The 23,276-nt window shown below is 60.4% G+C and carries 22 protein-coding genes and 1 pseudogene; 14 read left to right on the top strand and 9 right to left on the bottom strand.

The features are described 5' to 3' along the window. Positions 1-12: 12 nt before the first annotated feature. Together JJ917_10070 and JJ917_10065 are read right to left on the bottom strand one after the other, a co-directional pair. Positions 13-1,887, bottom strand: coding sequence for a cation:proton antiporter (locus tag JJ917_10070; protein MBO6699164.1), 1,875 nt, complete (start codon positions 1,885-1,887; stop codon positions 13-15). Between the two features lie 78 nt (positions 1,888-1,965). Continuing rightward, on the bottom strand, positions 1,966-2,472 hold the full coding sequence (locus tag JJ917_10065; protein ID MBO6699163.1) for an invasion associated locus B family protein: 507 nt from the start codon (positions 2,470-2,472) through the stop codon (positions 1,966-1,968). 418 nt (positions 2,473-2,890) lie between these two features. Here JJ917_10065 and coxB point away from each other — a divergent pair, with 418 nt between their 5' ends. From coxB to JJ917_10025, 8 genes are all read left to right on the top strand, one after another. Beyond that, positions 2,891-3,742 (top strand): cytochrome c oxidase subunit II, encoded by an 852-nt coding sequence (gene coxB / locus JJ917_10060; GenBank protein MBO6699162.1) that lies wholly within the window; start codon positions 2,891-2,893, stop codon positions 3,740-3,742. Between the two features lie 63 nt (positions 3,743-3,805). Then, positions 3,806-5,416 carry a cytochrome c oxidase subunit I gene (gene ctaD / locus JJ917_10055; protein ID MBO6699161.1) on the top strand — a complete coding sequence of 537 codons (1,611 nt, stop codon included), beginning with the start codon at positions 3,806-3,808 and terminating at the stop codon, positions 5,414-5,416. Between the two features lie 55 nt (positions 5,417-5,471). Then, positions 5,472-6,467, top strand: a complete 996-nt coding sequence (locus JJ917_10050) for a protoheme IX farnesyltransferase (protein MBO6699160.1) — start codon at positions 5,472-5,474, stop codon at positions 6,465-6,467. Between the two features lie 62 nt (positions 6,468-6,529). Further along, positions 6,530-6,673, top strand: a complete 144-nt coding sequence (locus JJ917_10045; GenBank protein MBO6699159.1) for a CoxF protein — start codon at positions 6,530-6,532, stop codon at positions 6,671-6,673. Beyond that, positions 6,673-7,260, top strand: a complete 588-nt coding sequence (locus JJ917_10040) for a cytochrome c oxidase assembly protein (protein MBO6699158.1) — start codon at positions 6,673-6,675, stop codon at positions 7,258-7,260. The genes JJ917_10045 and JJ917_10040 overlap by 1 nt, the downstream gene beginning before the upstream one ends. Before the next feature lie 55 nt (positions 7,261-7,315). Next, positions 7,316-8,149, top strand: coding sequence for a cytochrome c oxidase subunit 3 (locus JJ917_10035; protein MBO6699157.1), 834 nt, complete (start codon positions 7,316-7,318; stop codon positions 8,147-8,149). Positions 8,150-8,227: 78 nt separating this feature from the next. Continuing rightward, positions 8,228-8,620, top strand: a complete 393-nt coding sequence (locus JJ917_10030; protein MBO6699156.1) for a DUF983 domain-containing protein — start codon at positions 8,228-8,230, stop codon at positions 8,618-8,620. Between the two features lie 6 nt (positions 8,621-8,626). Next, positions 8,627-9,331 carry an SURF1 family protein gene (locus tag JJ917_10025; protein MBO6699155.1) on the top strand — a complete coding sequence of 235 codons (705 nt, stop codon included), beginning with the start codon at positions 8,627-8,629 and terminating at the stop codon, positions 9,329-9,331. 13 nt (positions 9,332-9,344) lie between these two features. Here the strand turns inward: JJ917_10025 and JJ917_10020 are convergent, their stop codons facing one another. The 6 genes from JJ917_10020 to JJ917_09995 form a co-directional block, all read right to left on the bottom strand. After that, a complete protein-coding gene (locus JJ917_10020; GenBank protein MBO6699154.1) occupies positions 9,345-9,824 on the bottom strand; it encodes a GNAT family N-acetyltransferase in 480 nt (159 codons plus the stop codon). Between the two features lie 76 nt (positions 9,825-9,900). Then, positions 9,901-11,544: a cisplatin damage response ATP-dependent DNA ligase gene (locus JJ917_10015; GenBank protein MBO6699153.1), complete on the bottom strand. Its 1,644-nt coding sequence runs from the start codon at positions 11,542-11,544 to the stop codon at positions 9,901-9,903. Further along, entirely contained in the window at positions 11,541-12,578 is a 1,038-nt protein-coding gene (locus tag JJ917_10010; protein MBO6699152.1) for a ligase-associated DNA damage response exonuclease, read from the bottom strand. The genes JJ917_10015 and JJ917_10010 overlap by 4 nt, the downstream gene beginning before the upstream one ends. A 38-nt stretch (positions 12,579-12,616) precedes the next feature. Further along, a complete protein-coding gene (sbmA, locus tag JJ917_10005; GenBank protein MBO6699151.1) occupies positions 12,617-13,933 on the bottom strand; it encodes a peptide antibiotic transporter SbmA in 1,317 nt (438 codons plus the stop codon). 70 nt (positions 13,934-14,003) lie between these two features. Then, entirely contained in the window at positions 14,004-14,624 is a 621-nt protein-coding gene (locus JJ917_10000) for a 2-hydroxychromene-2-carboxylate isomerase (GenBank protein MBO6699150.1), read from the bottom strand. Positions 14,625-14,763: 139 nt separating this feature from the next. Then, positions 14,764-15,216 carry a MerR family DNA-binding transcriptional regulator gene (locus tag JJ917_09995; GenBank protein MBO6699149.1) on the bottom strand — a complete coding sequence of 151 codons (453 nt, stop codon included), beginning with the start codon at positions 15,214-15,216 and terminating at the stop codon, positions 14,764-14,766. Between the two features lie 456 nt (positions 15,217-15,672). Between JJ917_09995 and JJ917_09990 the strand changes: the two genes are divergently transcribed. The 6 genes and pseudogenes from JJ917_09990 (at position 15,673) to JJ917_09965 (ending at position 22,546) form a co-directional block, all read left to right on the top strand. Next, positions 15,673-19,482: a hypothetical protein gene (locus JJ917_09990; GenBank protein ID MBO6699148.1), complete on the top strand. Its 3,810-nt coding sequence runs from the start codon at positions 15,673-15,675 to the stop codon at positions 19,480-19,482. Between the two features lie 6 nt (positions 19,483-19,488). Further along, a pseudogene (locus tag JJ917_09985) lies at positions 19,489-19,551 on the top strand (hypothetical protein). Positions 19,552-19,560: 9 nt separating this feature from the next. Next, positions 19,561-20,136, top strand: a complete 576-nt coding sequence (locus JJ917_09980) for an SEL1-like repeat protein (GenBank protein ID MBO6699147.1) — start codon at positions 19,561-19,563, stop codon at positions 20,134-20,136. Between the two features lie 180 nt (positions 20,137-20,316). After that, complete coding sequence (locus tag JJ917_09975; protein ID MBO6699146.1) at positions 20,317-21,237, top strand: sulfite exporter TauE/SafE family protein; 921 nt, start codon at positions 20,317-20,319, stop codon at positions 21,235-21,237. Then, on the top strand, positions 21,234-22,061 hold the full coding sequence (locus JJ917_09970) for a TIGR02186 family protein (protein MBO6699145.1): 828 nt from the start codon (positions 21,234-21,236) through the stop codon (positions 22,059-22,061). The genes JJ917_09975 and JJ917_09970 overlap by 4 nt, the downstream gene beginning before the upstream one ends. A gap of 20 nt (positions 22,062-22,081) precedes the next feature. Beyond that, positions 22,082-22,546, top strand: coding sequence for a DUF3429 domain-containing protein (locus tag JJ917_09965; protein ID MBO6699144.1), 465 nt, complete (start codon positions 22,082-22,084; stop codon positions 22,544-22,546). 9 nt (positions 22,547-22,555) lie between these two features. Here the strand turns inward: JJ917_09965 and pdeM are convergent, their stop codons facing one another. Further along, a complete protein-coding gene (pdeM, locus tag JJ917_09960) occupies positions 22,556-23,236 on the bottom strand; it encodes a ligase-associated DNA damage response endonuclease PdeM (protein MBO6699143.1) in 681 nt (226 codons plus the stop codon). Between the last annotated feature and the right edge of the window lie 40 nt (positions 23,237-23,276).

Genomic DNA, 23,276 nt, shown 5'->3' with positions numbered 1-23,276 from the left:
TGGCGGTCGCCATCAGTTTTCGTCCTTGGTGATAGCTTCGGTTTCCGGAGACAGGGGTTCGGCCTCACCTTCGGTCTCGGTCAGCGGCTCGGGAATCGGCTCGAACATCGGCTTAGGCTTGGGTACCGCCTGGCCAGTCGGGTAGACCAGGTCAACGCCTGCCAGAATGCCATCCTCGGCCTGCATGGCGAACCGCCGTTCATCGCGCGCCCGCACGTCGGCAACGCGGAAATCGGCCTCTTCTTCGGGAATGCCGATTTCCATCAACATCTGCCGGCCCATCTCGATCGAGGAATGAAACGTTTCACGCATCGCTTGCGTGGCGCCGATCTTGAGCAGCTCCAGCGCATGGCCACGATCATAGGCGCGGGCGTAGATCGGCAGATTGGGATACGCCTCGCGCACGGCTTCCACGATGCGGGTCGTCGTCGCGCGACCGTCGGTGCAAACGGCCAGAACATCGGCACGGGCGAGACCCGCGGCAGCCAGAATGTCGAGCCGCGTCCCGTCCCCATAATAAATGCGTGCCTTGAACCGTTTAGCGTCGCGGATACGATCCGCATCGGTGTCGATCACCGTGACGCGTTCACCGCCAGCCTGCATGGTCTGTGAGACAAACTGGCCGAATCGGCCGAACCCGATGATTAAGACCCGAGCCTGAGCAGACGAATAGTCTTCGTCCATCGTTTCGGCCTTCTTGCCGCTGGTCAGCGCGTAGGCGACGTTGATCAGAACCGGCGTCATGGCCATGGAAAGCGCCACGGCACAGGCGAGCACACTTTGCGTGGGGCCATCCAAGAGCCCGCCGGCCAACGCCACGCCGAACACGACAAATCCAAACTCGCCGAACTGGCAAACATAGGCCGTCGTCTTGATGCTGGCCGGATGATCTTCACCCATCATCCGCGCCACACCATAGGTCACAGCAAGCTTGATGATGAGGCCAATGACGGTGATCGCGACGATCAGGACGAATTGATCGGTGAGCACACCGAGATCGATGGAAAGCCCAACCGCTAGGAAGAAGAGACCCATGAGAAGGCCGCGAAACGGCTCGATATCGGCTTCCAGCTGATGGCGAAAATCGCTCTCCGACAGCATCACGCCAGCGATCAACGCGCCTAGCGCTGTGGAAAGGTTGGCTTGCTCCATCACAAAGGCTGATCCGAGCACAATCATTAGGGCGCCGGCCGTCATCACTTCGCGCACACCTGTTTTGGCAAGGAAGTGAAACAGCGGATTGAGCGCGAACCGTCCGATAACCACCAAGGCTGCGACGGCGCCCAGCGCTATACCAACTTCCACCAGCCCCATCCCGCCACCGCCGCGTGGCGCAAGGATCGATGCCAGAGCAAGCAGCGGGACAACCGTGAGGTCTTGGAAGAGCAGAATGCCGAAGGTCGCCTTGCCGTGCGGCGTCTCGCGTTCGCGGCGCTCATCAAGAATGGCCAGCGCGATGGCGGTCGAGGAAAGCGCCAAAGCCCAGCCGATGATGAGCGCGCTTTGCCAGGAAAAGCCCATCAGCATGGCAGCGCCGGATAGGAGCAGCGTCGAGCCAAGCATTTGGCCACTGCCCGACCCGAAGATTGAGCGGCGCAGGCTCCAAAGCGTGGTCGGTTTAAGTTCTAGACCGATGATGAAGAGGAAGAGGACCACGCCAAATTCAGCGACGGTGGCGACGGAGTCGATATCCGATACCAGGCCGGTTGCCGGGCCGATGGCAACGCCGGCAGCCAAATAACCAAGCACAGCGCCCAGTTTGAAGCGCTGAAAGATCGGCACCGCGACGATCCCGGCGGCCAACAGCACAAGCACCAGAACAATCGGATCGGAGGCGTAAGCGACGCTGTCGGCGAGGGATTCAAGCGAGGCGGGCATGTCGTCCATGCCCGCGCAAGTGGACCTTCACTGCCTGTCCGTCAACTGCGGAACAGTGCTTGCGGGGTTTGCACCATTAATCGAGGATCAGTTCAGCTCAGCAAAGCCTTCGGCAAAGCCGGGCAATTCGATGGGAATGCCAATGCCTTCGTCCGGCGTCTGAAAGATCACGAACCAAGCCGTTTGCCCGCTCGACAAGGTGTTCACCAGGTCTTGATCCATGATCATTTCCACATAACAGCCCGATGGCAGGCAGCGTGCAAAATCAGCGGTGCCGATGTCCGTATCGTCAATGCGCAAGCCAAGACCGCCATCAAGCAACACGCCGAGTGGAACGGCGACGCGCAAAATGTGTGCACCGCCATCCAGCGTTTTGACGATGGTCACCCGCAATTCGACGTTCGGTCGATCAACGGCGGCAACGTTCTGCACCAGGGCGCAAAGCTCGGTTGGCGAGCCGGTCGGCGTTTCGCATTGGATCTGCCAGGCCTGAAAGCTCTCGCGCACCACAGGCTGGGCGGAGGTACTGGTTGGCAGAATGAAGGCAGCCGCCAGCAGGAGGAAAAGCGGAGAAAAGCGCAGAAACTGGATCATGGGCACGAGCGGTTCGGTGATTCGCGGGGTGCGATGGCCAAACTCTAGCAATGGGGCGGCGGTATGACGAGGCTGAGTCTGGGCGCATAGACCGTGTGTGCTAAGTCGCGTGCGAAAAACCAAAACACTGCCTGTGTCCTAGCGTCACCGGCGGGCAAAGCGCTCGCCCTAGACAAAGGGATAAGATCGGCGGCGCTAATATGACGCATTTCAGGCAAGACTGTGCTCTTCCCATCCCAAGGCCAGTCGGATAGGTAGAGCTTCGATTAGGAGGAGGGCATACGTGCGCCCGCGCTCGGCCGGAACCCGGTCGCGCCACCGCTGCTTTAAAGCGCGCCCGCACACATCATGCCCTGATCGCTCGGAGACCAGACTTAGCATGACGATAGCACCACGCATCGCCGCACTTTTCACCGCGATGGCAGCCGCATTGGTCGCGTTCGTGACCCCTGCGTCGGCCGCTCAGCCGACCCCTTGGGCTGTAGGCTTCCAGGACGCCGCCACGGTGGTGATGGAGCACATACAGTGGTTTGAAACTTTTACTTTGATCATTATCACGGCCATCGTGATTTTTGTGCTGGCGCTGATGGTCTATGTCTGCTGGCGTTTTTCGGAAAAGAACAATCCGACACCGTCAAAGACGACCCACCACGCAATGCTCGAAGTGGCCTGGACGGTCGTACCAATCATCATTTTGGTCGTGATTGCGGTGCCGTCCTTCCGCCTCCTCTACGAAGAGGCCGTGGTTCCGCCCTCCGACATCACCATCAAAGCCACCGGCTATCAGTGGTATTGGGGCTATGAGTACCCAGACCATGGCAATTTCGACATTCTTCAGATCATGCTTCAGGACGACGAGCGTCTTGAACGGATGGAGGCGACAGGTGGTGGCGAAGAGGACTTCCCGCGCCTTCTGGCCGTCGACAATGATTTGGTTGTGCCGATTAACGCCACGGTCCGCCTGCAAGTCACGGCCGCTGACGTGTTGCACGCGTTCGCAATGCCAGCCTTTGGCGTAAAAATGGATGCCGTTCCCGGTCGCCTCAACGAAACTTGGTTCCGCGCCGAGCGTGAAGGCATCTTCTACGGCCAGTGTTCGGAGCTTTGCGGCACCGACCATGCATTCATGCCGATCGCCATTCGCGTTGTCAGTCAGGACCAGTTCGATGCCTGGGTGGAAATGGCCGCCAACGATCTTGGCGCTGCCAATGACATGCTGGCACAGATGATCCGCGACGATGCGGGCAGCACCGAATTGGCGCAGAACTAAGACAGATTTCGGTCGCGGTGCGCCGCGGCCATTGGTGATTTTCACGTGAGGAATTGACGCACCATGGCAAGCTACGCAGATGCCACAGCGCATGACGATGTCCCCGGTTTTTGGGCTCGCTGGTTCTATTCGACCAACCATAAGGACATTGGCGTCCTCTACCTGATCTTCGCGATCATTGCCGGCATCATCGGTGGTGCGCTTTCGATCGGTATCCGCCTGGAGCTGCAAGAGCCGGGCATGCAGATCTTCGCCGACGGTCACGCCTACAACGTCTTCGTGACCGGCCACGGCCTGATCATGGTTTTCTTCGTGGTCATGCCAGCGCTGATCGGTGGCTTTGCCAATTATATGGTGCCTATCATGATCGGAGCGCCGGATATGGCGTTCCCGCGCATGAACAACATTTCGTTCTGGCTGCTGCCGCCGGCGCTGATCCTTCTGGTTATCTCGATGTTCGTCGAGGGCCCTCCAGGTGGCCTCGGCGTTGGAGGCGGTTGGACAATTTATCCGCCGCTCTCAACGTCCGGCCATCCTGGGCCTGCCGTCGATCTTGCGATCCTTTCGCTGCACATCGCAGGTGCCTCGTCGATTTTGGGCGCTATCAACTTCATCACGACGATCTTCAACATGCGTGCGCCTGGCATGACGCTGCACAAAATGCCGCTGTTCGCTTGGGCAATCCTGGTCACTGGCTTCCTGCTTCTGCTGGCTCTGCCGGTTCTGGCTGGCGCCATTACCATGCTGCTGACCGACCGTAACTTCGGCACGACGTTCTTCGATCCGGCTGGCGGCGGCGATCCGATCCTTTTCCAGCACCTGTTCTGGTTCTTCGGTCACCCTGAAGTTTACATCATGATTTTGCCGGCCTTCGGCATTGTCAGCCACATCATCTCCACCTTCTCCAAGAAGCCAATCTTCGGTTATCTCGGCATGGCCTACGCCATGGTGGCCATCGGTGTGGTCGGCTTCATCGTCTGGGCACACCACATGTACACCGTCGGCCTGTCGGTTGAGACACAAGCCTACTTCGTGTTCGCCACCATGGTGATCGCGGTGCCGACGGGCGTGAAGATTTTCTCCTGGATCGCGACGATGTGGGGCGGCTCGATCCGCTTTACCACGCCGATGATCTGGTCGCTGGGCTTCATCTTCCTCTTCACCGTCGGCGGTGTCACCGGCGTGCAACTCGCCAATGCTGGCTTGGATCGTGCTTTCCACGACACTTACTACGTGGTCGCTCACTTCCATTACGTGCTCTCGCTCGGTGCCGTCTTCGGCATCTTTGCGGCCTGGTACTACTGGTTCCCGAAAATGTTCGGCTACATGTACTCTGAGTTCCTCGGCAAGCTGCATTTCTGGGTCACGTTCATTGGTGTGAACCTGCTGTTCTTCCCGCAGCACTTCCTTGGGCTCAACGGCATGCCGCGCCGCTATGCAGACTATCCCGATGCTTATGCCGGCTGGAACTACATCTCCTCGATCGGCTCCTACATTTCGGCTGTCGGTGTGATCATCTTCCTGGTGGGTGTGGCGCATGCCTTCGCCGCCAAGCGCAAAGCTGGCGACAACCCCTGGGGTGAAGGCGCAACGACGCTGGAGTGGACGCTGTCCTCGCCGCCGCCGTTCCACCAGTTTGAAAAACTGCCGCGCGTCACCTTCGACAAGCACTAACAGATAAGGCGCGGCGGATGTTCGCCGCGCCCTTCAACTTGCCAACGGACATCTGATGAGCCTTAGCGACGCCACGACCGACGTAACCAACCCAAGCGCTTCCCTGCGCGAGGCTGGACTGTCGACCGCGTCGGCGCGCGACTACATCAACCTGCTGAAACCGCGGGTCATGTCGTTGGTGGTGTTCACGGCGCTAGCCGGCCTCATCGCCGCGCCCGGTGCCATCCATCCGTTCGTGGCGCTCACCGCCGTGCTCTGCATCGCCATCGGGGCTGGTGCCTCAGGCGCACTCAACATGTGGTACGACGCCGATATCGACGCCGTCATGGGTCGCACGGCGCTGCGTCCGATTCCCTCCGGTGCGGTCACCCCGCGTGAAGCGCTTGGTTTCGGCATCCTTTTGTCGGTTGGTTCAGTCGGCGCGCTCGGGCTTTTGGTCAACTGGCAATCGGCCTCGCTGCTCGCCTTCACGATCTTCTTCTACGCCGTCATCTATACGATGTGGCTGAAGCGCTCGACGCCGCAAAACATCGTCATTGGTGGCCTTGCGGGCGCCTTCCCACCGGCCATCGGCTGGCTCGCGGTGACGGGCTCGCTGACGCTTGAACCGATTCTGATGGTTCTTATTATCTTCATGTGGACGCCGCCGCATTTCTGGGCTCTGGCAATCCTCAAAGAAGAAGATTATGGCCGCGCCGGTGTGCCGATGCTGCCCAATGTGGCCGGCGACAAAACCACCCGCCAGCAGATCTTGCTCTATTCAGTCCTGCTCGCGCCGCTCGCCGTGCTGCCAGCTTTCCTTGGCTATGCTGGTGTGCTCTACGCGCTGGTCTCCATCGTCGGTGGCCTCGGCTTCATCCAGAATGCGTTGCGCTTGTCGCGCGCTGGCGACTTGCCGGCCCGCAACAAAGCTGCTGGCAAACTGTTCGGCTTTTCCATCCTCTACCTGTTTGCCGTCTTCGCGGTGATGCTTGGCGAGGACATCGTCGAGCGCTCGACCGGCCTTGCCCTCGCGATGCCGCAGGCTCTGACATTTGCGGTTGGAGGCTAGCGATGGCTCGATCCGCGCCGGAAGCGCCCAAGCCCGTCCCGACCAACACCGAAGAGGTGAAGATGTCGGCTGAAGATCGCGACTTCTATTCCAAACAGCGTCGGTCACGTTCCATCGCGCTGGCGCTGGCTCTCGGAGCAGTCGTAGTCGTGTTTTATGTGGTCAGCCTTATCCAAGGCCCCGGCATCCTCTCAAGGCCCTACTGATGCAGCACGACGCGCAAAAGACACGCACCTTCTCAAGGCCTGTGAAGACCGCGATGGCGCTGGGCGTCTTCGTCGGCTGCATGGTTGGCGTCGCCTACGCTGCCGTGCCGCTTTATGAACTCTTCTGCCGCGTCACCGGTTTTGGCGGCACGACACAGGTCGCCGATGTGGCGCCGGACACAGTCTCCGACCAGACGATCAAAGTGCGGTTCGATGGCAATGTTGCTGCCGGTCTTGGCTGGGACCTTGAGCCAGGTGTCAACGAGATCGAAGTGGCGATTGGCCAGGTCACCGAAGTCTTCTATCGCGCTGACAATCTGACCGACGCTGATACCTATGGCACGGCGACGTTCAATGTCTCACCGCCACAGGCCGGCATCTATTTCCATAAGATGCACTGCTTCTGTTTTGAGATGCAGCACCTGGAACCGAACCAGGGCGTCGATATGGGTGTCGTCTTTTTTGTCGATCCGGACATTCTCGACGATCCCGACAGTGCACGCATCGGTACGATTACGCTGAGCTACACCATGTTTGCTGCTGACGCGCCCGCCGAGGCAGAAGTTGCGGCAAACACTACGAACTAGACTTTAGGGGGACGCATCGGCAGACGCTGGTGCATCGCATTTCAGGAGATCAACGATGGCCTCAGGTCACGCAACAGATCACGATTATCATATTATCCCGCCAAGCCCGTGGCCGCTGATCGGCTCGATCTCGGCTTTGGTTATGGCAATTGGCGCCGTCACTTGGTTTCACGGAGGCGCTTGGGTTTGGTTCGGCCTCGGCCTTCTTGGGGTGCTCTACACCATGGTCATGTGGTGGCGCGATGTCATCCGCGAGAGCATCGCCGGTGATCACACGCCAGTGGTCTCTCTGCACCTGCGATATGGCATGATCTTGTTCATCGCTTCGGAGGTTATGTTCTTCGTTGCCTGGTTCTGGGCCTATTTCGACGCCGGTTTTTTCCCAGGTCCAGCCGAGCAGCCGATGCGCGCCGAGCTTCTGGGCGGCGTCTGGCCACCGCAGGGCATCGAGACTTTCGACCCTTGGCACCTGCCGCTGATCAACACGCTGATCCTGCTGACGTCGGGCACGACGGTCACCTGGGCGCACCATGCGATCATCCATGGCGACCGGGAAGGCTTTAAGAACGGCCTCATTCTGACCGTCCTCCTGGGCATCCTGTTCACCGGCTTCCAGATTTACGAGTACAGCCACGCGCACTTTGACTTCTCCGGCCACATTTACGGCGCGACCTTCTTCATGGCGACCGGCTTCCATGGTTTCCATGTGTTCGTTGGAACCGTGTTCCTCGCTGTCTGCCTGTTCCGCGCCTTGCAAGGGCAGTTCACCAAGGAGAAGCATTTCGGCTTCGAAGCCGCCGCTTGGTACTGGCACTTTGTTGACGTGGTTTGGCTGTTCCTGTTCGCCGCCATCTATGTCTGGGGTTATGGCGGCGGCGGCAATTTCTAAGCCGGCTGCCTTGCCGCAATGCCATCAGCGGGCGGTCCGGTAGGATCGCCCGTTTCTCTTTTTAAGAAAGCCATCGCCATGAGCGTCGTTCCCCAAACCTCCGAACCCTTGCACGCCGGCTTTCATGGACGCTGCCCACGCTGCGGTCAGGGCAAGCTGTTCAACGGTTGGATCACGCTGCGCGAGTCCTGCGACGTCTGCGATCTGGACTATGGTTTTGCTGATTCCGGAGACGGCCCAGCGGTCTTCATCACCTTCTTTGCTGGCTTCATCGCAGTGGGTGCGGCCCTGTGGCTGGAGATCGCCTACCAGCCGTCCTTCTGGATCCATGGGCTGGTTTCGCTACCCATCATCCTGGTCACCTGCCTGGTGCCGCTGCGCCCGCTGAAGGGGTGGTTGATCGCCCGGCAGTTTCAGATGGATGCTACCGAAGTGCGCAACGATGATGTCTCCGGCGGCTACCAAGAGTAAACTGTGATGAAGCGCATCTTTGCGATTGCCCTTATCTTTGGCGCCTTCATCACGCTGCTGGGCCTTGGAACGTGGCAGATGCAGCGCCTGGCCTGGAAAGAAGGCTTGATCGCCGAGGCGGAGACCCGGCCCTCCCTCCCAGCGGTACCCTTGCCGGAGCTTGTCGATCAGGGAACCGAGGATCTTGCCTATCGCCGTGCGCTTTTGGTCGGTCGGTTCATCGGAGAGCCGGTGCGTGTGTTCACCACGCTTTCTGACCCCAATGGTCCCTATGAAGGGCCTGGCTATTGGCTGATGCAGCCCTTTGTGCTCGCGGCGGATAATATAACCGTCTTCATCAATCGTGGGTTTATTCCCTTCGACCTGTTGCCAGACGCCATTGTGCGTCCGGCGCCTAGCGGCACCGTGCGCTTTGAAGGGCTAGTCCGGCCCGATGATCCGCCGGACTATTTCACGCCGGATCCCGATCTCGAGGAAGGCATTCTCTATCGACGCAGCGTGGACCAATTGATGCAAGCCGCTGGTGTGAGCGACGCCCTGCCCATCACCGTCGATATGCCAGCGAGTGCCGCGGGTGGTTTGCCCCAGGCTGGCGAAACAAAGTTCACCTTCTCCAACCGGCACTTTGAATACATGCTCACATGGTACGGGCTAGCGGCGGTCTTGCTGGCTGTCGTTGGAACCATCTTGGTGCAACGTCGCCGAGGTTAAAACGGACCTTGCATCAAGTCAGATCAAACCGCTTCGCACACGCTTCATCGTACTGCCGGTAGTCCACAAATCCCATGCGGCTGTAGTAGGCGAGGCCGCCTGTGTTCTCGTGGCGAATAGTGGCATCGATCGTTTTCACACCCGCAGCTTTGGCGGCCTTGATTGTTTCGCCAAATAGCAGTCGACCGATGCCCCGGCCATGGGCAGCTTGTGCCACATAGGTGGCAATAACCGTCCAGTCGGCGGGCAGGGCATGATCACCGGTCCAGTTCGGATCGCACCATTCCAGCGACTGAAACCCCAATATGCTCTCACCCTCCGCAGCCACGGCACAGGCGATGCCAAGCGGCGCTTCAACGTAGAGGGAAATCATCTTGTCTCCGGAGAACGGTTCACGATGCGCGGTCGTTCCGCCTTCACGAATGATAGCGTTGAGAAGGTCGCACATACCGGGTGCATCGGTTCGGCGGGCAGGTCGGGTGATGATGGGCATAGACAATGGCTGGGTTTGAATGTGGCGGGAGGCGAGGCTGTGATACGCGACCAGTTTAGGCTGACAACACCTACATTCAGCTCCGTTCGCTTTCCGGCAGCAGCGCCATCACCGTTTCCAGCGTGTCGGCTTCGCGCGGTGGCTTGTCCCAGCGAAGCCGAGAGATGCGCGGGAAGCGCATGGCCACACCGCTCTTGTGCCGGGTGGAGCGTTGCAGCCCTTCAAAGGCGACCTCGAACACCATGCCGGCATCCTCGCCATGGATCACCTCACGCACCGGCCCGAACCGGTTGACGGTGTACTTGCGCACGAAACTGTCGATCTTCTTCAACTCCTCATCGGTGAAGCCAAAATAAGCTTTGCCGACCGGCACGAGCATCCTGCCATCCTCGCCAGGTTTCCAGACACCGAACGTGTAGTCGGAATAAAGGCTTGAGCGCTTGCCGTGACCGCGCTGCGCGTACATCAGCACAGCGTCGATCAACATCGGATCGCGTTTCCATTTCCACCAAGGGCCCTTCGGACGTCCGGGCACATAGGCGCTGTCGATGCGTTTGATCATCACCCCTTCGACAGCATCGGCATCGCCCTCTGCCCCATGACTGGCAGGGTCAGCGCGCGCGTCCTCAAGGGTGTGCCAATCCTCGAATGCTACCATCGGAGAGAGATCGAGGCGCGGATGATCATGCTCATCAACAAGCGCCTGAAGGCGCGAGCGCCTTTCAACAAATGGCAGAGGCCGAAGGTCTTGGCCACCAAGTCTCAGCACGTCATAGACCCGCATATGGGCCGGATGACTCTCTAATAGCTTCTTTGACACGGTCTTGCGGTTGAGGCGTTGTTGCAGCGTGTTGAAGGTCTGAACGCGGCCATCGATCAGCACCAGCAACTCACCATCCAGAGTCGCGTTCTCGGGTAGAGCCTCCACGAGATCGGGAAAGGCACGCGAGATATCATCACCAGTGCGCGAATAAAGCCGTCGGACCAGCTGGCCATCTTTGCCCATCCCGCTGGCTGCCTGCACACGGATGCCATCCCATTTCCATTCGGCCAGAAACTCGCTGGCTTCCAGCTTTTCGAAATCACCATCCTCAATAGGATGCGCAAGCATTGCGGGTGCAAACGGCGCAGGGTCGTCATTCTCTGGGCGCTCGCCCTTGCCTTCCGCCCAAGCAAACAAGCTTTGGTAGGGCGGCAACAGGCCGTGCCAGACTTCTTCAACGTCATTGGGTTTCAGGTCGCCGAGGCCAGCGACGGCCGTCTTGGCCAGGCGAGCCGACACCCCGATGCGAAGACCGCCGGTGATCAGCTTCAACAGCGCCCAGCGGCCCGTTTCGTCCAGCGTGTCGAGCCAGCGAGTGATCAGCGCCGGCATCTCTGCTTTGCCCGTTGTTGCCAGCGCATCAACGACATCTTCTAGAGTTGGAGGCGGGCTGTTTATCCCGTGATCAGCAGGCCAGAGGAGAGCCACGGTCTCCGACATATCGCCCACATAATCGTAGGAAAGTCGGAAGAGCACCGGGTCGGTGCGCGCTTCCACCAGCCCGCGAATGAGCGCTGGTTTGGCGTTCTTGAAGTCAAGTCCACCGGTGATGGCCGCAAGCGCAAGGCCGCGTTCGGGATCGGGCGTTGCGCTGAAATACTGCACCAACATCCGCAGTTTGCCATTGCGGCGCGGCTCATAGGCCAGGCGGTCGAGAAGCTCGGCGAAGGCTTTCACGCCGCGCTCTCCTGCACAGCGGCCTCATCGCCTTCGTCGCCATAGCCGATCATGTTGAGCGGGCGGGCGTCGATGCCTTGCGTTCCGCACCAATGCACCAGTCCGTCTTCTTGGCCGTGCGTCACCCAGATTTCCGACGCTCCGGTGTCGAGGATTGTCGCGCAGAGATCATCCCAGTCGGCATGGTCCGACATCACGAGTGGAAGTTCCACGCCGCGTTGCCGGGCACGGGCACGCACCCGCATCCAACCCGAAGCGAAACAGGTGATTGTCTCGCCGAATTTTTGCGACCAGCGATCGGCCATGGAGCCGGGTGGGCAAAGCACGATCTTCCCGGCCATATCTTTCGCCTTCAAGCCCGCAACAGGCGTCAGGTCGCCAAGGTCGATGCCTTGGCTTTGGTAAAATGCGCAGAGCTTTTCCATCGCGCCGTGCAGGTAGATCGGTGCATCATAGCCCGCCGCGCGGACCTCGGCGATCACCCGTTGGGCTTTGCCCAGTGAATAGGCGCCAACCAGATGCGGCGTGTCCGGAAACGTCGCGAGCGAGGTGAGAAGCTTTGCCACTTCATCCGCGCCGGGCGGATGGCGGAACACCGGCAGCCCAAACGTCGCTTCTGTGATGAAGGTGTCGCAAGGCACCACTTCAAACGGCATCACAGTGGGGTCGGCATGACGTTTGTAGTCACCCGAGGCCACCAGCCTATGGCCACCATGCTCTACCAGTATCTGCGCTGAACCAAGCACATGGCCGGCCGGATGAAGGCTCACCCGTGTATCGCCAAGCGTGATCACGTCACCAAGGTCTGCGCTTTGCGTTCGTCCGGCGAAATCGGCGCCATAGCGCACCGCCATGATCATCAGGGTTTCGGCTGTTGCCAATACCGACCCATGGCCAGGGCGTGCATGGTCGGCATGTCCGTGGGTGATAACGGCGCGGTGCACGGGGCGCACTGGATCGACATAGAAATCGCCCGGAATGCAATAGAGGCCTTCCGGGCGAATGGTCATGAACTGGTCAGCGCGGGTGATCATGCCCACAATGTGGGTCAAGATTGGCCTATTCCAAGCGCCTACTCGGCGGGCGAGGGAACCTTGGTGCCGCTTCCTGTCTCTGGGCCGGATTCTGGTGTAGCCAGCGCGGCCTTCTCAAAGGCGTTGAGGCGCTTGTAGACCGACATCAGTTCCACAATCGTGGTCCAGGAGTTCACCAGGTACTGGAACGAGCCTTCAACCCGGTTAAATGCGCGCATGATCTGCTGCATGGTGCCAAGAGTGATGGTGCCCGCAATGATGGTCGGACCCAGCGCAATGAATGGCACCAGATTGCCGATCTGGAGATAGAAAATCCGCACCACATTGAAGTACATGTAGTTGAAATAGAGCCGGAAATAATTGCGCCGCACATCGGAAAACAACTCAGTCAGCGACTGCGGCTGCGCACGTTCAACAAAATCCTCGCCCATGACGAGTTCTTTTCGGTAGGCGGCTTCCACCTTCTGATTGTTGAACTCCAGGCCGGGCAGTCTGATGCCCACCACCGCCAGCAGAGCCGTTCCCAAGATCGACCAGACGATCGCCACAAACACCAGCCCTTGGCTCACTTCGCCAATGAGTGGCAGTTCGGTCACCGCCGCTGAGAGACCCCACAGCAACGGCAGGAAGGCGATCAACGTCATCACCGAGTCAAGCAGCGCGACACCAAGGCTCTCGGTGATCGACGCAAAGCGCATCGTGTCTTCCTGCACCCGTTGCGATGCACCTTCGATCTTGCGCACCCGCTTCCACATGCTGGTGTAGTAATTGTTCATCGCTGTGCGCCAGCGGAACACATAGTGGCTGACGAAAAAGCGGAACATCACCGCCACAAAAACGTAGACCAGTGCGATTTGAAGGAAGGTGGCGATGCCGAGATAATAGTCGCGCCCGTCAATCGATCCGGGTTCGGCCAAGGCCTGCTGGATCAGGTCGTAAAATCCCCCGAACCACTCATTGATCATCACATCCAGTTGCACCAGGAACCAGTTGGTGAAGAAGATGAGCGCCGAGCCGGCGACCGACCACAGCTGCCAGGGATGCGGCGCGTACCACATCCAAAAGCCGACAAACAGCGCGATGGATGTGAGCATATACTGGTAGAACCAGAAGGTCTGTGGGTCGGCCCACCCTGCGTCCGCCTCTTGCGTGGCGACCGCTTCGCTGCCGGGCAGTTCGACGTCCGGCGCAATACCAGGTTCAACCGTAGCCGCGTTTTCCACGCCAAAGACCGGTCCAAGTGACAGGAATTGCAGCCTGTCGCCGGCGACCTGCCAAAGCACTACCATCACGATGGCGTAGATCGCAAAGGACAGGAAAAACAGCTTCGGTTTGGGAAAGAATGAATGGAACATGGGGGGCTTCCGTTCGGTGGCTCAAAAACCGGTTGCGCGTAAAACCTGCCCAATTGGGCGGGGCGAGGGCCTAGTCGGGTGTGTACGGGCCGCGGCCTGAGGTGAGCGCATGGTCCAAATAGTCCACGCGGTCCTGGCCCCAGAATGGCTCGCCGTTCAAAACGTAAACCGGAGCGCCAACCGCGCCTGCAGCGATGGCTGCTTCGGTGTTCTGTGCCATTGCGGCAATGATTTCATCGGAGGTTGCTGCAACCATGATGGCCGCTGCATCGTGTCCTGTCGCTTCCAGCAGTTCACGCACCGTTTCGGGTTGGCTGATGTCGCGGTCCTCCGTCCAGCAGGCCTGGAACGCGGCAAACATGAAGGTCGCGGGGTAGCCGCCTGAGGCCGCAATCGCCGCGACCGCACCATTGGCAAGAGCAGGGTTGGTTGGGAAATGCGCCGGCCGCAGGGTTAGCGGCAGTTGGCGGATGTCGGCGATACGCTGAAGTTCGATCAATCGGTAGTTCTGGCGCGACACCGGTCGCTCGGGAATGGGCACCGCACCGGAAGTCGCAAAGACGCCGGCAAGGTTCATCGGCTTGTAGCGAACCGCCGCCCCATGCTTGGCGGCAACATCCAAGAACGCCTTGTGACCCAGGTAGGAGAAAGGCGAAATCAGAGTGAAGTAATAATCGATCGTCGGCGCCATCGGCAGCATCCTTTGCGTGTGGGCACGACTGCCCAAGGCATCAAAGGAACCCGATCTAGGCTGCTAGGCCGTGCCGCGCAAGCGCTGGACACGGTCTATCGCGTGTTCGTGAGTGGGCGTGAGACGCTCGAGGCGCCGTTCAATCGCTACCGGTGGCGGCCAAAGGTGGCGTTTCGGCCTCGCCGCCACCGTCCAAGTCCTGCTGCTTTTCCTTCAGCATGCCGGTGACAACTTCCACCGTCCGCTCAAGCTCGACGATGGCCTGCTCAATGTCGGTTTTTTGCTGATTGAGCACCGCAATCTGCTCCAAAAACCGGCTGCGGGCGACCTTCAACTGACCGGCCTGACCGTCTTTTAAATCGTAAAGGTCGAGCATCTCGCCGATTTCTTGCAGTGAGAAACCAACCCGTTTGCCCATCACGATGAGTTTGAGCCGCGCTTTGTCGCGGCGCGAATAGATGCGCTGCATGCCCACCCGGCGCGGCCGCAACAGCCCTCGGTCTTCGTAAAAACGCAGTGTTCGCAACGTCAAACCATACTCGCGGGCCAGTTCGCCAATGCTGTATTCGGTCTCTCGAGTTGCAGTATCCATCAGTACCTCTGCCGGTTAGCGCCGCGCCATTACACTGTATGACGAATCGTTTTTCCATCACGATTGCCAACAAATCTATCGCAAGTGCAAGCGCTTAGCAACTTATGGTTGTATTAACGTCAGGCGCTATCCAAAACGTGTCTTGTTCACCGGTTCGTCAAGGCCTCCGGCTGCTGTCTCAGATCCAGGCGATGCCAAGTCGGGGCATTTACAAACCGGTTATCTTTACGGCTCGTTTACCATGTTGGGTTCACTGTAGCGCAAAGCGAAAAGGGCCGGGGTGCGCCGTGCCTTGAGCGTACGCACCATAGAGTAATCGGGGTCGGGATGGCTCAACAGTCCCAAAACACGTGGCAACAACCCACTCATCGAACCGACCATGGCACAGGTCAGACGACCTCGCATGGCGCAGCAGTTCACGCCGCACAGCCAACTGTCGGTGAATGGATGCAAAACGTGCTTGGACAGCAGGCACCAGATCCCCAGGCATCGCTGGCGCCCGCCGCCGCATCGCCCCAGCAACCGCAGAGCCGAGCGCGAGCAGCCGAGCCCGCTCACGATCTCCAGTCGCGCCTTGCCGCCATCGCCAAGAATATCGAGACGCTTGAATCTAAAGTTTCGGGTGGATCGGCTGCGCCTGCACCCGTGGCGGCTACGACCGCTAAACAAGCCTCAGTGCCAAGCCCGCAGCGGGCCTTTGATCCATTGGAGGCTTTGCGCCGCCGCAAACATGAGCTCGAGCACGGGCATGTGCCCGATGCGGCTCCTGCACCGATGGAACCCCCCGCCGCACCCCCGCAGGCTGCGCCCGAACCCGCCGCCCCGCCTGCAGTGCCAGAGCATCCGGTCCATGTTCCAGAGCCCAGCGCGACGTCGCCAGAACCTGCCCCACCTGCCGAGTCGTCGGGATTGGACCAACTCATCAGCCGACTGGATGAACAGTTTTCCCGTTTGACCGACGCAGTCGTTGACGTTCGATCCATCGCCGAATCGAGCGCTGCCGAACAAGCCGGGCTCCATCAACAGGTGGCCGCACTCCAGGCGCGCGTTGACAATGGTTCATCGTCCGCAACCGCCACTGACACACCGCAAGTGGTCACTGGACCCGATCTGGCGCAGCTCAGCGATCAGATCCGCGCTGTTCAGGATACAATTGCGGCAATGCCGAAACCCGAGGCGATCCAGTCTCTGGAAGACGGCTATCGCCACGTTCTCTCCCGCCTCGACACGTTGAAAGATGTCGGCGCGCATGATGAAAAAATCGACGCGCTTTATGGCGAGGTCACCAGCTTGCGTGAGGTGCTGGACAACCTTAGCGAGAACAACACCGGCGCGTTGGTCGGCGAAATGCGCTCAATGATCGCGCAATTGGAAAACGACCCCCACAATGGTGCCGATCGCATCACCGAGGCGCTGGAAAGCGTCAAGGCGATGGCAGCAAACGCGGCGCAGGAGCCGAACGTCGTCAACGAAGCGATCGGTGCGGTTGTTGAGCGCCTGGTCGCGCTCGAAGCGCGCATCGAAGCCTTGGCGAGCGGCGCCGACGACAGCGCGGTCACCCAGCGTCTGGATGCCATCCAAACGGAGATGGCGCGTCTTTCCACCTTCCAGGACGAAGCCCGTGGTTTGACGAGCGCGCTGGATACGATCCGCGAAGAGATGCGCAACGCCGCACCTGCCATTGATATAGCCGGCATCGATCAACGCTTCTCCGCGCTCGATCGCATTGAAGAGATGACCGGGAGCTATGCCGCGCAGGTTGCTGGCCTGTCGGAACGGCTGAACGCGCTCGATGATCGTCTTGCCAATCAATCGGATATGGCGCGTGAGGTTGCTGCGCTCTCGCGCCAGATGGATAGCTTCAGCTCGACGATGCCGGTGCGCGAGATTGAGCATGCCTTGCTCGACTTGACCGGCCGCGTCACCGCCTTGCAGGAAGATGATGGCACAGCGCGGCTTGGCATGGCCGTGCGCGAGCTTGGCGAGCGGGTCGAGTCCTGCCTGAAATCCATTCCCAAGACCGAGGCGATTATCGAGGCGGTCGAAGCGAAGATCGACAGCCGTCTGTCGAGCACCATCGACCCCCTGGCTTCCCGTCTTGATACCGTTGATGAGCGCTTGGACGGCATTCAGCGTGCGATTTCAGCCGCCGATGCACCGTTGATCGATCATATGTCCAACCGCCTGGAAGGTCTTATCCAGGCAATGCCAACGCCGCTGGCTGATGTTGCTCTGGCCTCGCTGGAAAGCCAGTTGGTTGAGCTTAACAAGCGCCATTCAGAGGCCGGCATCATCTCCCGCGATGATGTGAACCGTTTGCACGCAGAACTTGCCCGCGCCCGCGCCAGCGTCGAACTGGGCTCCAATCGCGATTTGCAGCGCGCCATTGTTGATCAGGTCCGGCATCTGGCGGCCCGCTTCGACACCGCGCGGTCCACCGGCGATGCCGGGATCCTGCCAGAGATCGAGAGCGAGATAAACGATCTTGCCAACCGCGTTCAGTCGTTGGGCTTGTTCGACCCGCAGGCTGAAACGCAAGACGCGTTGGGTATGCAGGCGCTGCAAGGCGAACTGGTTGCCCTGCGCGAACACGCCAGCGACCAGGACCAGCGCATGCTGGACACGCTGGAAAGCGTTCAAGGCGCGTTGGAAACGGTCATCGGCCGTATCGATGCGTTGGAGACGGACGATCTGGCCGCGCGCCACCTTGCCGAAAAGGCGACGGTTGAAACGCCAGCACCCAAGCCTCAGCCATCATTGGAAGAGATGGCGCATGCCTTCGACCGGCCGTCGGAGTCGGCACAAGAGCCGCAACCGGTAGAGACTGAAGCTGACGCGCGACCCGCTCAGACAGTTTCGCCACTTGATGATCTCCTGCCAAAGGGAAGCCTTCCGGAAAAAGATGAGCTTCCGCCGCTTGACCTATCCTCGATGGCCGCGAGCAGCGACGCGTCGAACGATGAGTTCGCAGACGACAAGGCTGAAGAGGCTGACGCGCCCGACGTGATCCCGGCGCCCGGCGATGCGCAAACGCTGCTGCGTCAGCTTTCAGGCGCCATCAATGCGGCCCCGCAACGTCCGGCCCGCACGTCGCGTCGCGCCAAGTCGGCAGCTACGGGATCCCAGGACGCCAACGCCCAAGGTGACACCGCCAATCAGCGTGCAAGCTTCATCGCCGCCGCGCGCCGCGCTGCGCAGGCTGCAGCCCTGCAAGCTGGCGGCGGATCATCAGTGGGTGCTGCACCGCAGGGATCCGGCGGCGCAGACACCATGTCGGGCCCCAACCTGGCAGGCTCGAGAGGTCGTCAGCAGGACGACGCTCGGATTGAGCCTGGGCTAGACAAACCAGCGTTGAACGAGCCGGCATCCTCACCGACCACCCCCGCCGCCGACCCAACAGACAATCCGATGAACGCCCTGGGTGGTGCAGCTAAAACCGCGCGCAAGCAGCAAACCGAGCGCAAGGCAAAGGATGAGAAACGCCAGCGCGTGCTTTCCCGCGCTATGCTGTTTGCCCTGGTGCTCTTCACCCTTGGCCTTGGTCTTTTTGTCGTCAATCTGATCATGCCGGGCGACCGCGCTGCCGACACGGTGATCGCGCCGATCGCACCCGCTGAAGCACCCGTCTCCGATGGCTCGGACGCTGATGTGAGCGCCGCGCCGGAAGAATCAGTGCGCGCCGTGGGTGAGGGCGCAAGCTTAGCGACCAGCGATGATGTCCTGCCGGCAGAGCCGTCACAAACTGAAGACGCCGATAGCGCTGCGGACGCAAGCACGCTAGCCGGGTCTGAACTGGCTGCCGATTCACCACGTGTCTCAGAAGACAGCCTGGCGCGCGACGGCGTCGTCGGCAGCGGCTTTGAGCGCGATCGTGGCCCTGTTATGGCCGAAACACCCCAATTGGCCGAAGCTGCAACAGACGAGCTCGCCGCCATTCAAGATGGTCCGGAGCCAACGGCGCCGCAAATCGCGTCGCAGGAGTCAGCGCTACCCCCACCAGCCAACGATCTCGGGCCTCTACTCAACCTCCCGACGCCATCGCTACCGGCGGCAACCGCTGATGCATTGCCTGAAGCGATTGGCTCGCCTCGACTGCGTGTCGCTGCTGCCAGCGGTGACCCTACCGCTGCGTTCGAAATAGCTACGCGGTTCATGGAAGGCCGCTTCGTGTCGCAGGATCTAGGCGCTGCCGCCCATTGGTATGGCCGCGCTGCAGACCAGGGCGTCATCCCGGCGGCTTATCGTCTAGGAAGCTTCTACGAATAGGGTCGCGGCGTCGATCGAGATCGCAACGGCGCCATCGCTTGGTACGAGCGCGCGGCACTTGGCGGTAATCCTCGCGCGATGCACAATCTGGCGGTCATGGCCGCCGAAGGTGGCGGACAAGCGCCTGACTTCGCCCGCGCCGCCGGTTGGTTCATTCCCGCCGCCAATCGCGGCCTAGCTGATAGCCAGTTCAACCTTGCCGTTCTTTATGCGCGCGGCATGGGGGTCGAACGCGATCTGATGGAGTCCTACAAATGGTTCGCCCTTGCCGCCAACGCCGGCGACAATGAAGCCGTCGCGCGCCGTGATGAGGTTGCCGGCGTGTTGGGCGAGCAAGCATTGGCGCTCGCGCGTGCCCGGGTCGATAATTGGCGGCCCGTTCCGGTGGAAACCGCGGCAGTTGCCGTTCAAGGTCCAGCCGGTGGCTGGGATGATTCAGCCGAAAGCGCCAGCGCGACACCGACGCAGCGCCTCATCGCAGAAGCACAGGCGCTGCTGGCTGAACGCGGCTATAATCCAGGTCCAGCAGACGGTTTGCTCGGTCCGAGAACCAACGAAGCGGTGCGTGCCTTCCGCCAATCGGTCGGGCTTGGTGACTCTGATACCATCGACCAGGCGCTCTTGGATGCCCTGCGACAGGGCCGTAGCCTTTAGTCATTGACGGCGAAACTCGCCGGTAGGGCGCGAACGCACACACCTTTAGTCGTAGGCAGGCGACAACACGCCCTGCGTTGATTGACCCCCGACCAATGCCGGGGTCATACACGATCAGCCAGACCGTGTTTGTTCGCGCCGTCCGGCATTTTGTAGCCTGCCCGAAAGTCAGCCCACCCCATGCAGATTTATCTGCCCATTGCCGAATTGGCCGTCAACGTGTTCCTCATTCTGGGCATGGGCGGCGCGGTGGGTTTCGTCTCGGGTCTTTTTGGAGTGGGCGGCGGGTTCTTGCTGACGCCGCTTCTCATTTTTTCCGGCATTCCGCCGTCCGTTGCTGTGGCCACAGTGACCAGCCAGGTTGTTGCCTCCTCAACCTCCGGTGTGTTGAGCTATTGGCGCAAAGGCGGCGTCGATTTCAAATTGGCCGGCGTCCTCTTATGCGGCGGCGTCATCGGCTCTTCACTCGGCGTTTGGCTGTTTTCGATTTTGCGCGCCCTCGGCCAGCTCGATCTCATTATTTCCGTCTCCTACATGCTGTTTTTGGGCACGATTGGCGGCATGATGTTTTTCGAAAGCGCGCGCTCGGTCTGGCGCGGCGCACGCGGTCGGGCGGTGTCGAACCGCAAACCCGGTCAGCATACCTGGGTGCACGGGCTGCCGCTGAAGACGGCTTTCAAGAAATCTCGTCTCTATATCTCTGTCATTCCAGTTGTCACGCTGGGGCTGCTGATTGGTTTCGCGGGCGCCATTCTTGGCATTGGCGGTGGCTTTATCATGGTGCCAGCGCTGATTTATCTCCTGCGGGTTCCTGGCAATGTGGTGATCGGCACCTCGCTGGTGCAGATTCTGGTGACGATGGCAGTCGCCACCGTGCTGCACGCATTGACCACCGGGTCCGTCGATATCATCCTGGGATTGATCTTGATGGTTGGTGGGGTGCTTGGCGCGCAGTTCGGTGCCTCGGCGGGGCAAAAGCTGAAAGGCGAACAATTGCGTTTGCTGCTGGCGCTGCTGATCCTGTCAGTCGGCGCGAGGTTCCTGTTTGATCTGGCCATCGAACCGGCAGAACTCTTCTCCGTGACGGAGATCGGCGGATGATGCGGATAGCTCTGATCCTCCTGCTGACATTTCTGGTCGCTCTACCAGTGCGGGCAGAATCGCTCATCGTGACGCTGTCGGAGCGCACGGTCGATATCACCTCCAACTTCACCGGCTCAGCGATCACCGTGTTTGGCGCGGTGCGCCGTGACGCGGCGACTGTGCCCCGGGCGTCCGACTATGATGTCGTTGTGACGGTCACCGGCCCGCAATCAGATCGTGTGACGCGTCTGAAGGAACGGGTTTTGGGTGTTTGGGTGAACACCCGCGCGCGCACCTTTGAGGGCGTGCCCAGCGCCTACACGGTGCTTTCCAATCGGCCGGTTTCGGAGATCGCGCATTCCTCGCTGCTCCGCCGGTTTCAGATCGGTATCGAGCAGGTTTTGTCGCCCGAAGAGGAGGACGACAATGCCGTGTCCACCGATAATGACAGCCAAGGCGAAAATGACAGCCAGGCAGACGCGCCGGAAACCGAAGGGATCGATCCACGGGTTTTCGAGCGGGCGTTTTTGCGGCTGCAACGCGAAGCGCGCGTCTATCAGGAAGATCCCAACGCGGTCGCCGTCATCGACAACACGCTGTTCCGTGCCCGCGCCACCTTTCCCGCCGACGTGCCGCTTGGCCTTTTTGACGTGAATGTCTACCTGTTTTCCGGTGGCGTCTTGCTCGCCGAGGAGCGTGTGGGCATTCTGGTGCGCAAGACGGGGTTCGAACAGTTCATCTTCCGCATGTCCCAGCGTGATCAACTGATGTATGGCGGTCTTGCTGTGGTCCTGGCCCTGTTCACCGGATGGTTGGGATCCGTGGTCTTCCGCCGATCGTGACCACAAATTAAGGACGGCCAATGCGCGTTTTCACTGCCCTCCAAACCGTACCCAAAGCGCCGCTCTGGCTCGGTCTGACCGGCGCCATACCGTTTGTTGCCGGCGTGATTATCTTCGCGCTTGGTGGCCTCTGGCTTGTGAGCGCCGACTTGGCGCTGCGCTCGACGGTCGTTTATGGCGCGGTCATCCTGTCCTTTCTTGGCGGTGTTCGGTGGGGCATGGGCTTGCTGCTGTCTAACCCGGAAACGCGCGACGCACGTTTCACGCTGTCGGTGATCCCGTCGCTGATCGGCTGGATCGCAGTCCTTCTGCCGGCGTTTCCCGCACTGGTCATGTTGGCTGTGTCATTCGCCGCGCAAGGCGCGTGGGATGTCGGCGACGCTGAAGATGATGGTGCCCCGCCTTGGTTTGGCCATTTGCGCACGATGCTGACGGCACTCGTCTGCTCGCTGCTCAGCGTCATGGCGGTGCTGACGATCGTCTAAATCAGATATTCAGCGCCAGCCCAAGATACGGCTACTAGGCACGGTGAACATGCGTGTGCGTCCACAGACCGACGCCCGCATGCTTGCTTTGATGAGCAAGTGCCGAAAAGGCTCAGCGGAAAGACAAAGCCCGCCGGCATAGGCGCCGAAGGCCGGCAAGATGAGCCGTTTGCCATCATGGGCAAAGGCCGGACGGCGCGCCGATCCACCCTTGCCAATCACTCGCGCGGCTGGGTGCAGATGACCTGCGACCTCGGCCTGCTTTGCACCGACCTCGCCGCCCGGCTCATGGCGAAATACCAAAGATCCAATCACCAGTTCTTGGGCGCTCCGTCCGGGAACGCCGACTGGCGGTTTGGGGTCATGGTTGCCTGCGATCCAAATCCAGTCCTCAACCCGATGACAAAGGCCGCTGAGGCTGTGGCGATCAGAGTCCGATAGGCGTTCCCAGGCGCTGCGATCATGCACGCTGTCGCCGAGCGCGATCAGTCGCGTCGGCCGATAGGCATCAACCATCGCGGCCAGTTGGCGCAGCGTCGCGGCCGTATCGTAGGGCGGCAAATGATTGCGGAAACGCGCGAAAGACGAACCTTTTTCAAGGTGCAGGTCGGCAACAACAAGTGTCGCTTCGTCCGGCCAATAGAGCGCGCCGCAGCGGTCAGCAACCAGCGTTTCGCCGGCCAAGGTTATGGTCGCGCTGGTGGCTTCTTCGTTCGCTGGGGCGGTTTGG

The sequence above is a fragment of the Hyphomicrobiales bacterium genome (genome assembly GCA_017642935.1).
Classification (GTDB): domain Bacteria; phylum Pseudomonadota; class Alphaproteobacteria; order Rhizobiales; family MH13; genus MH13.
This window is presented reverse-complemented; position numbering and strand designations above follow the sequence as displayed.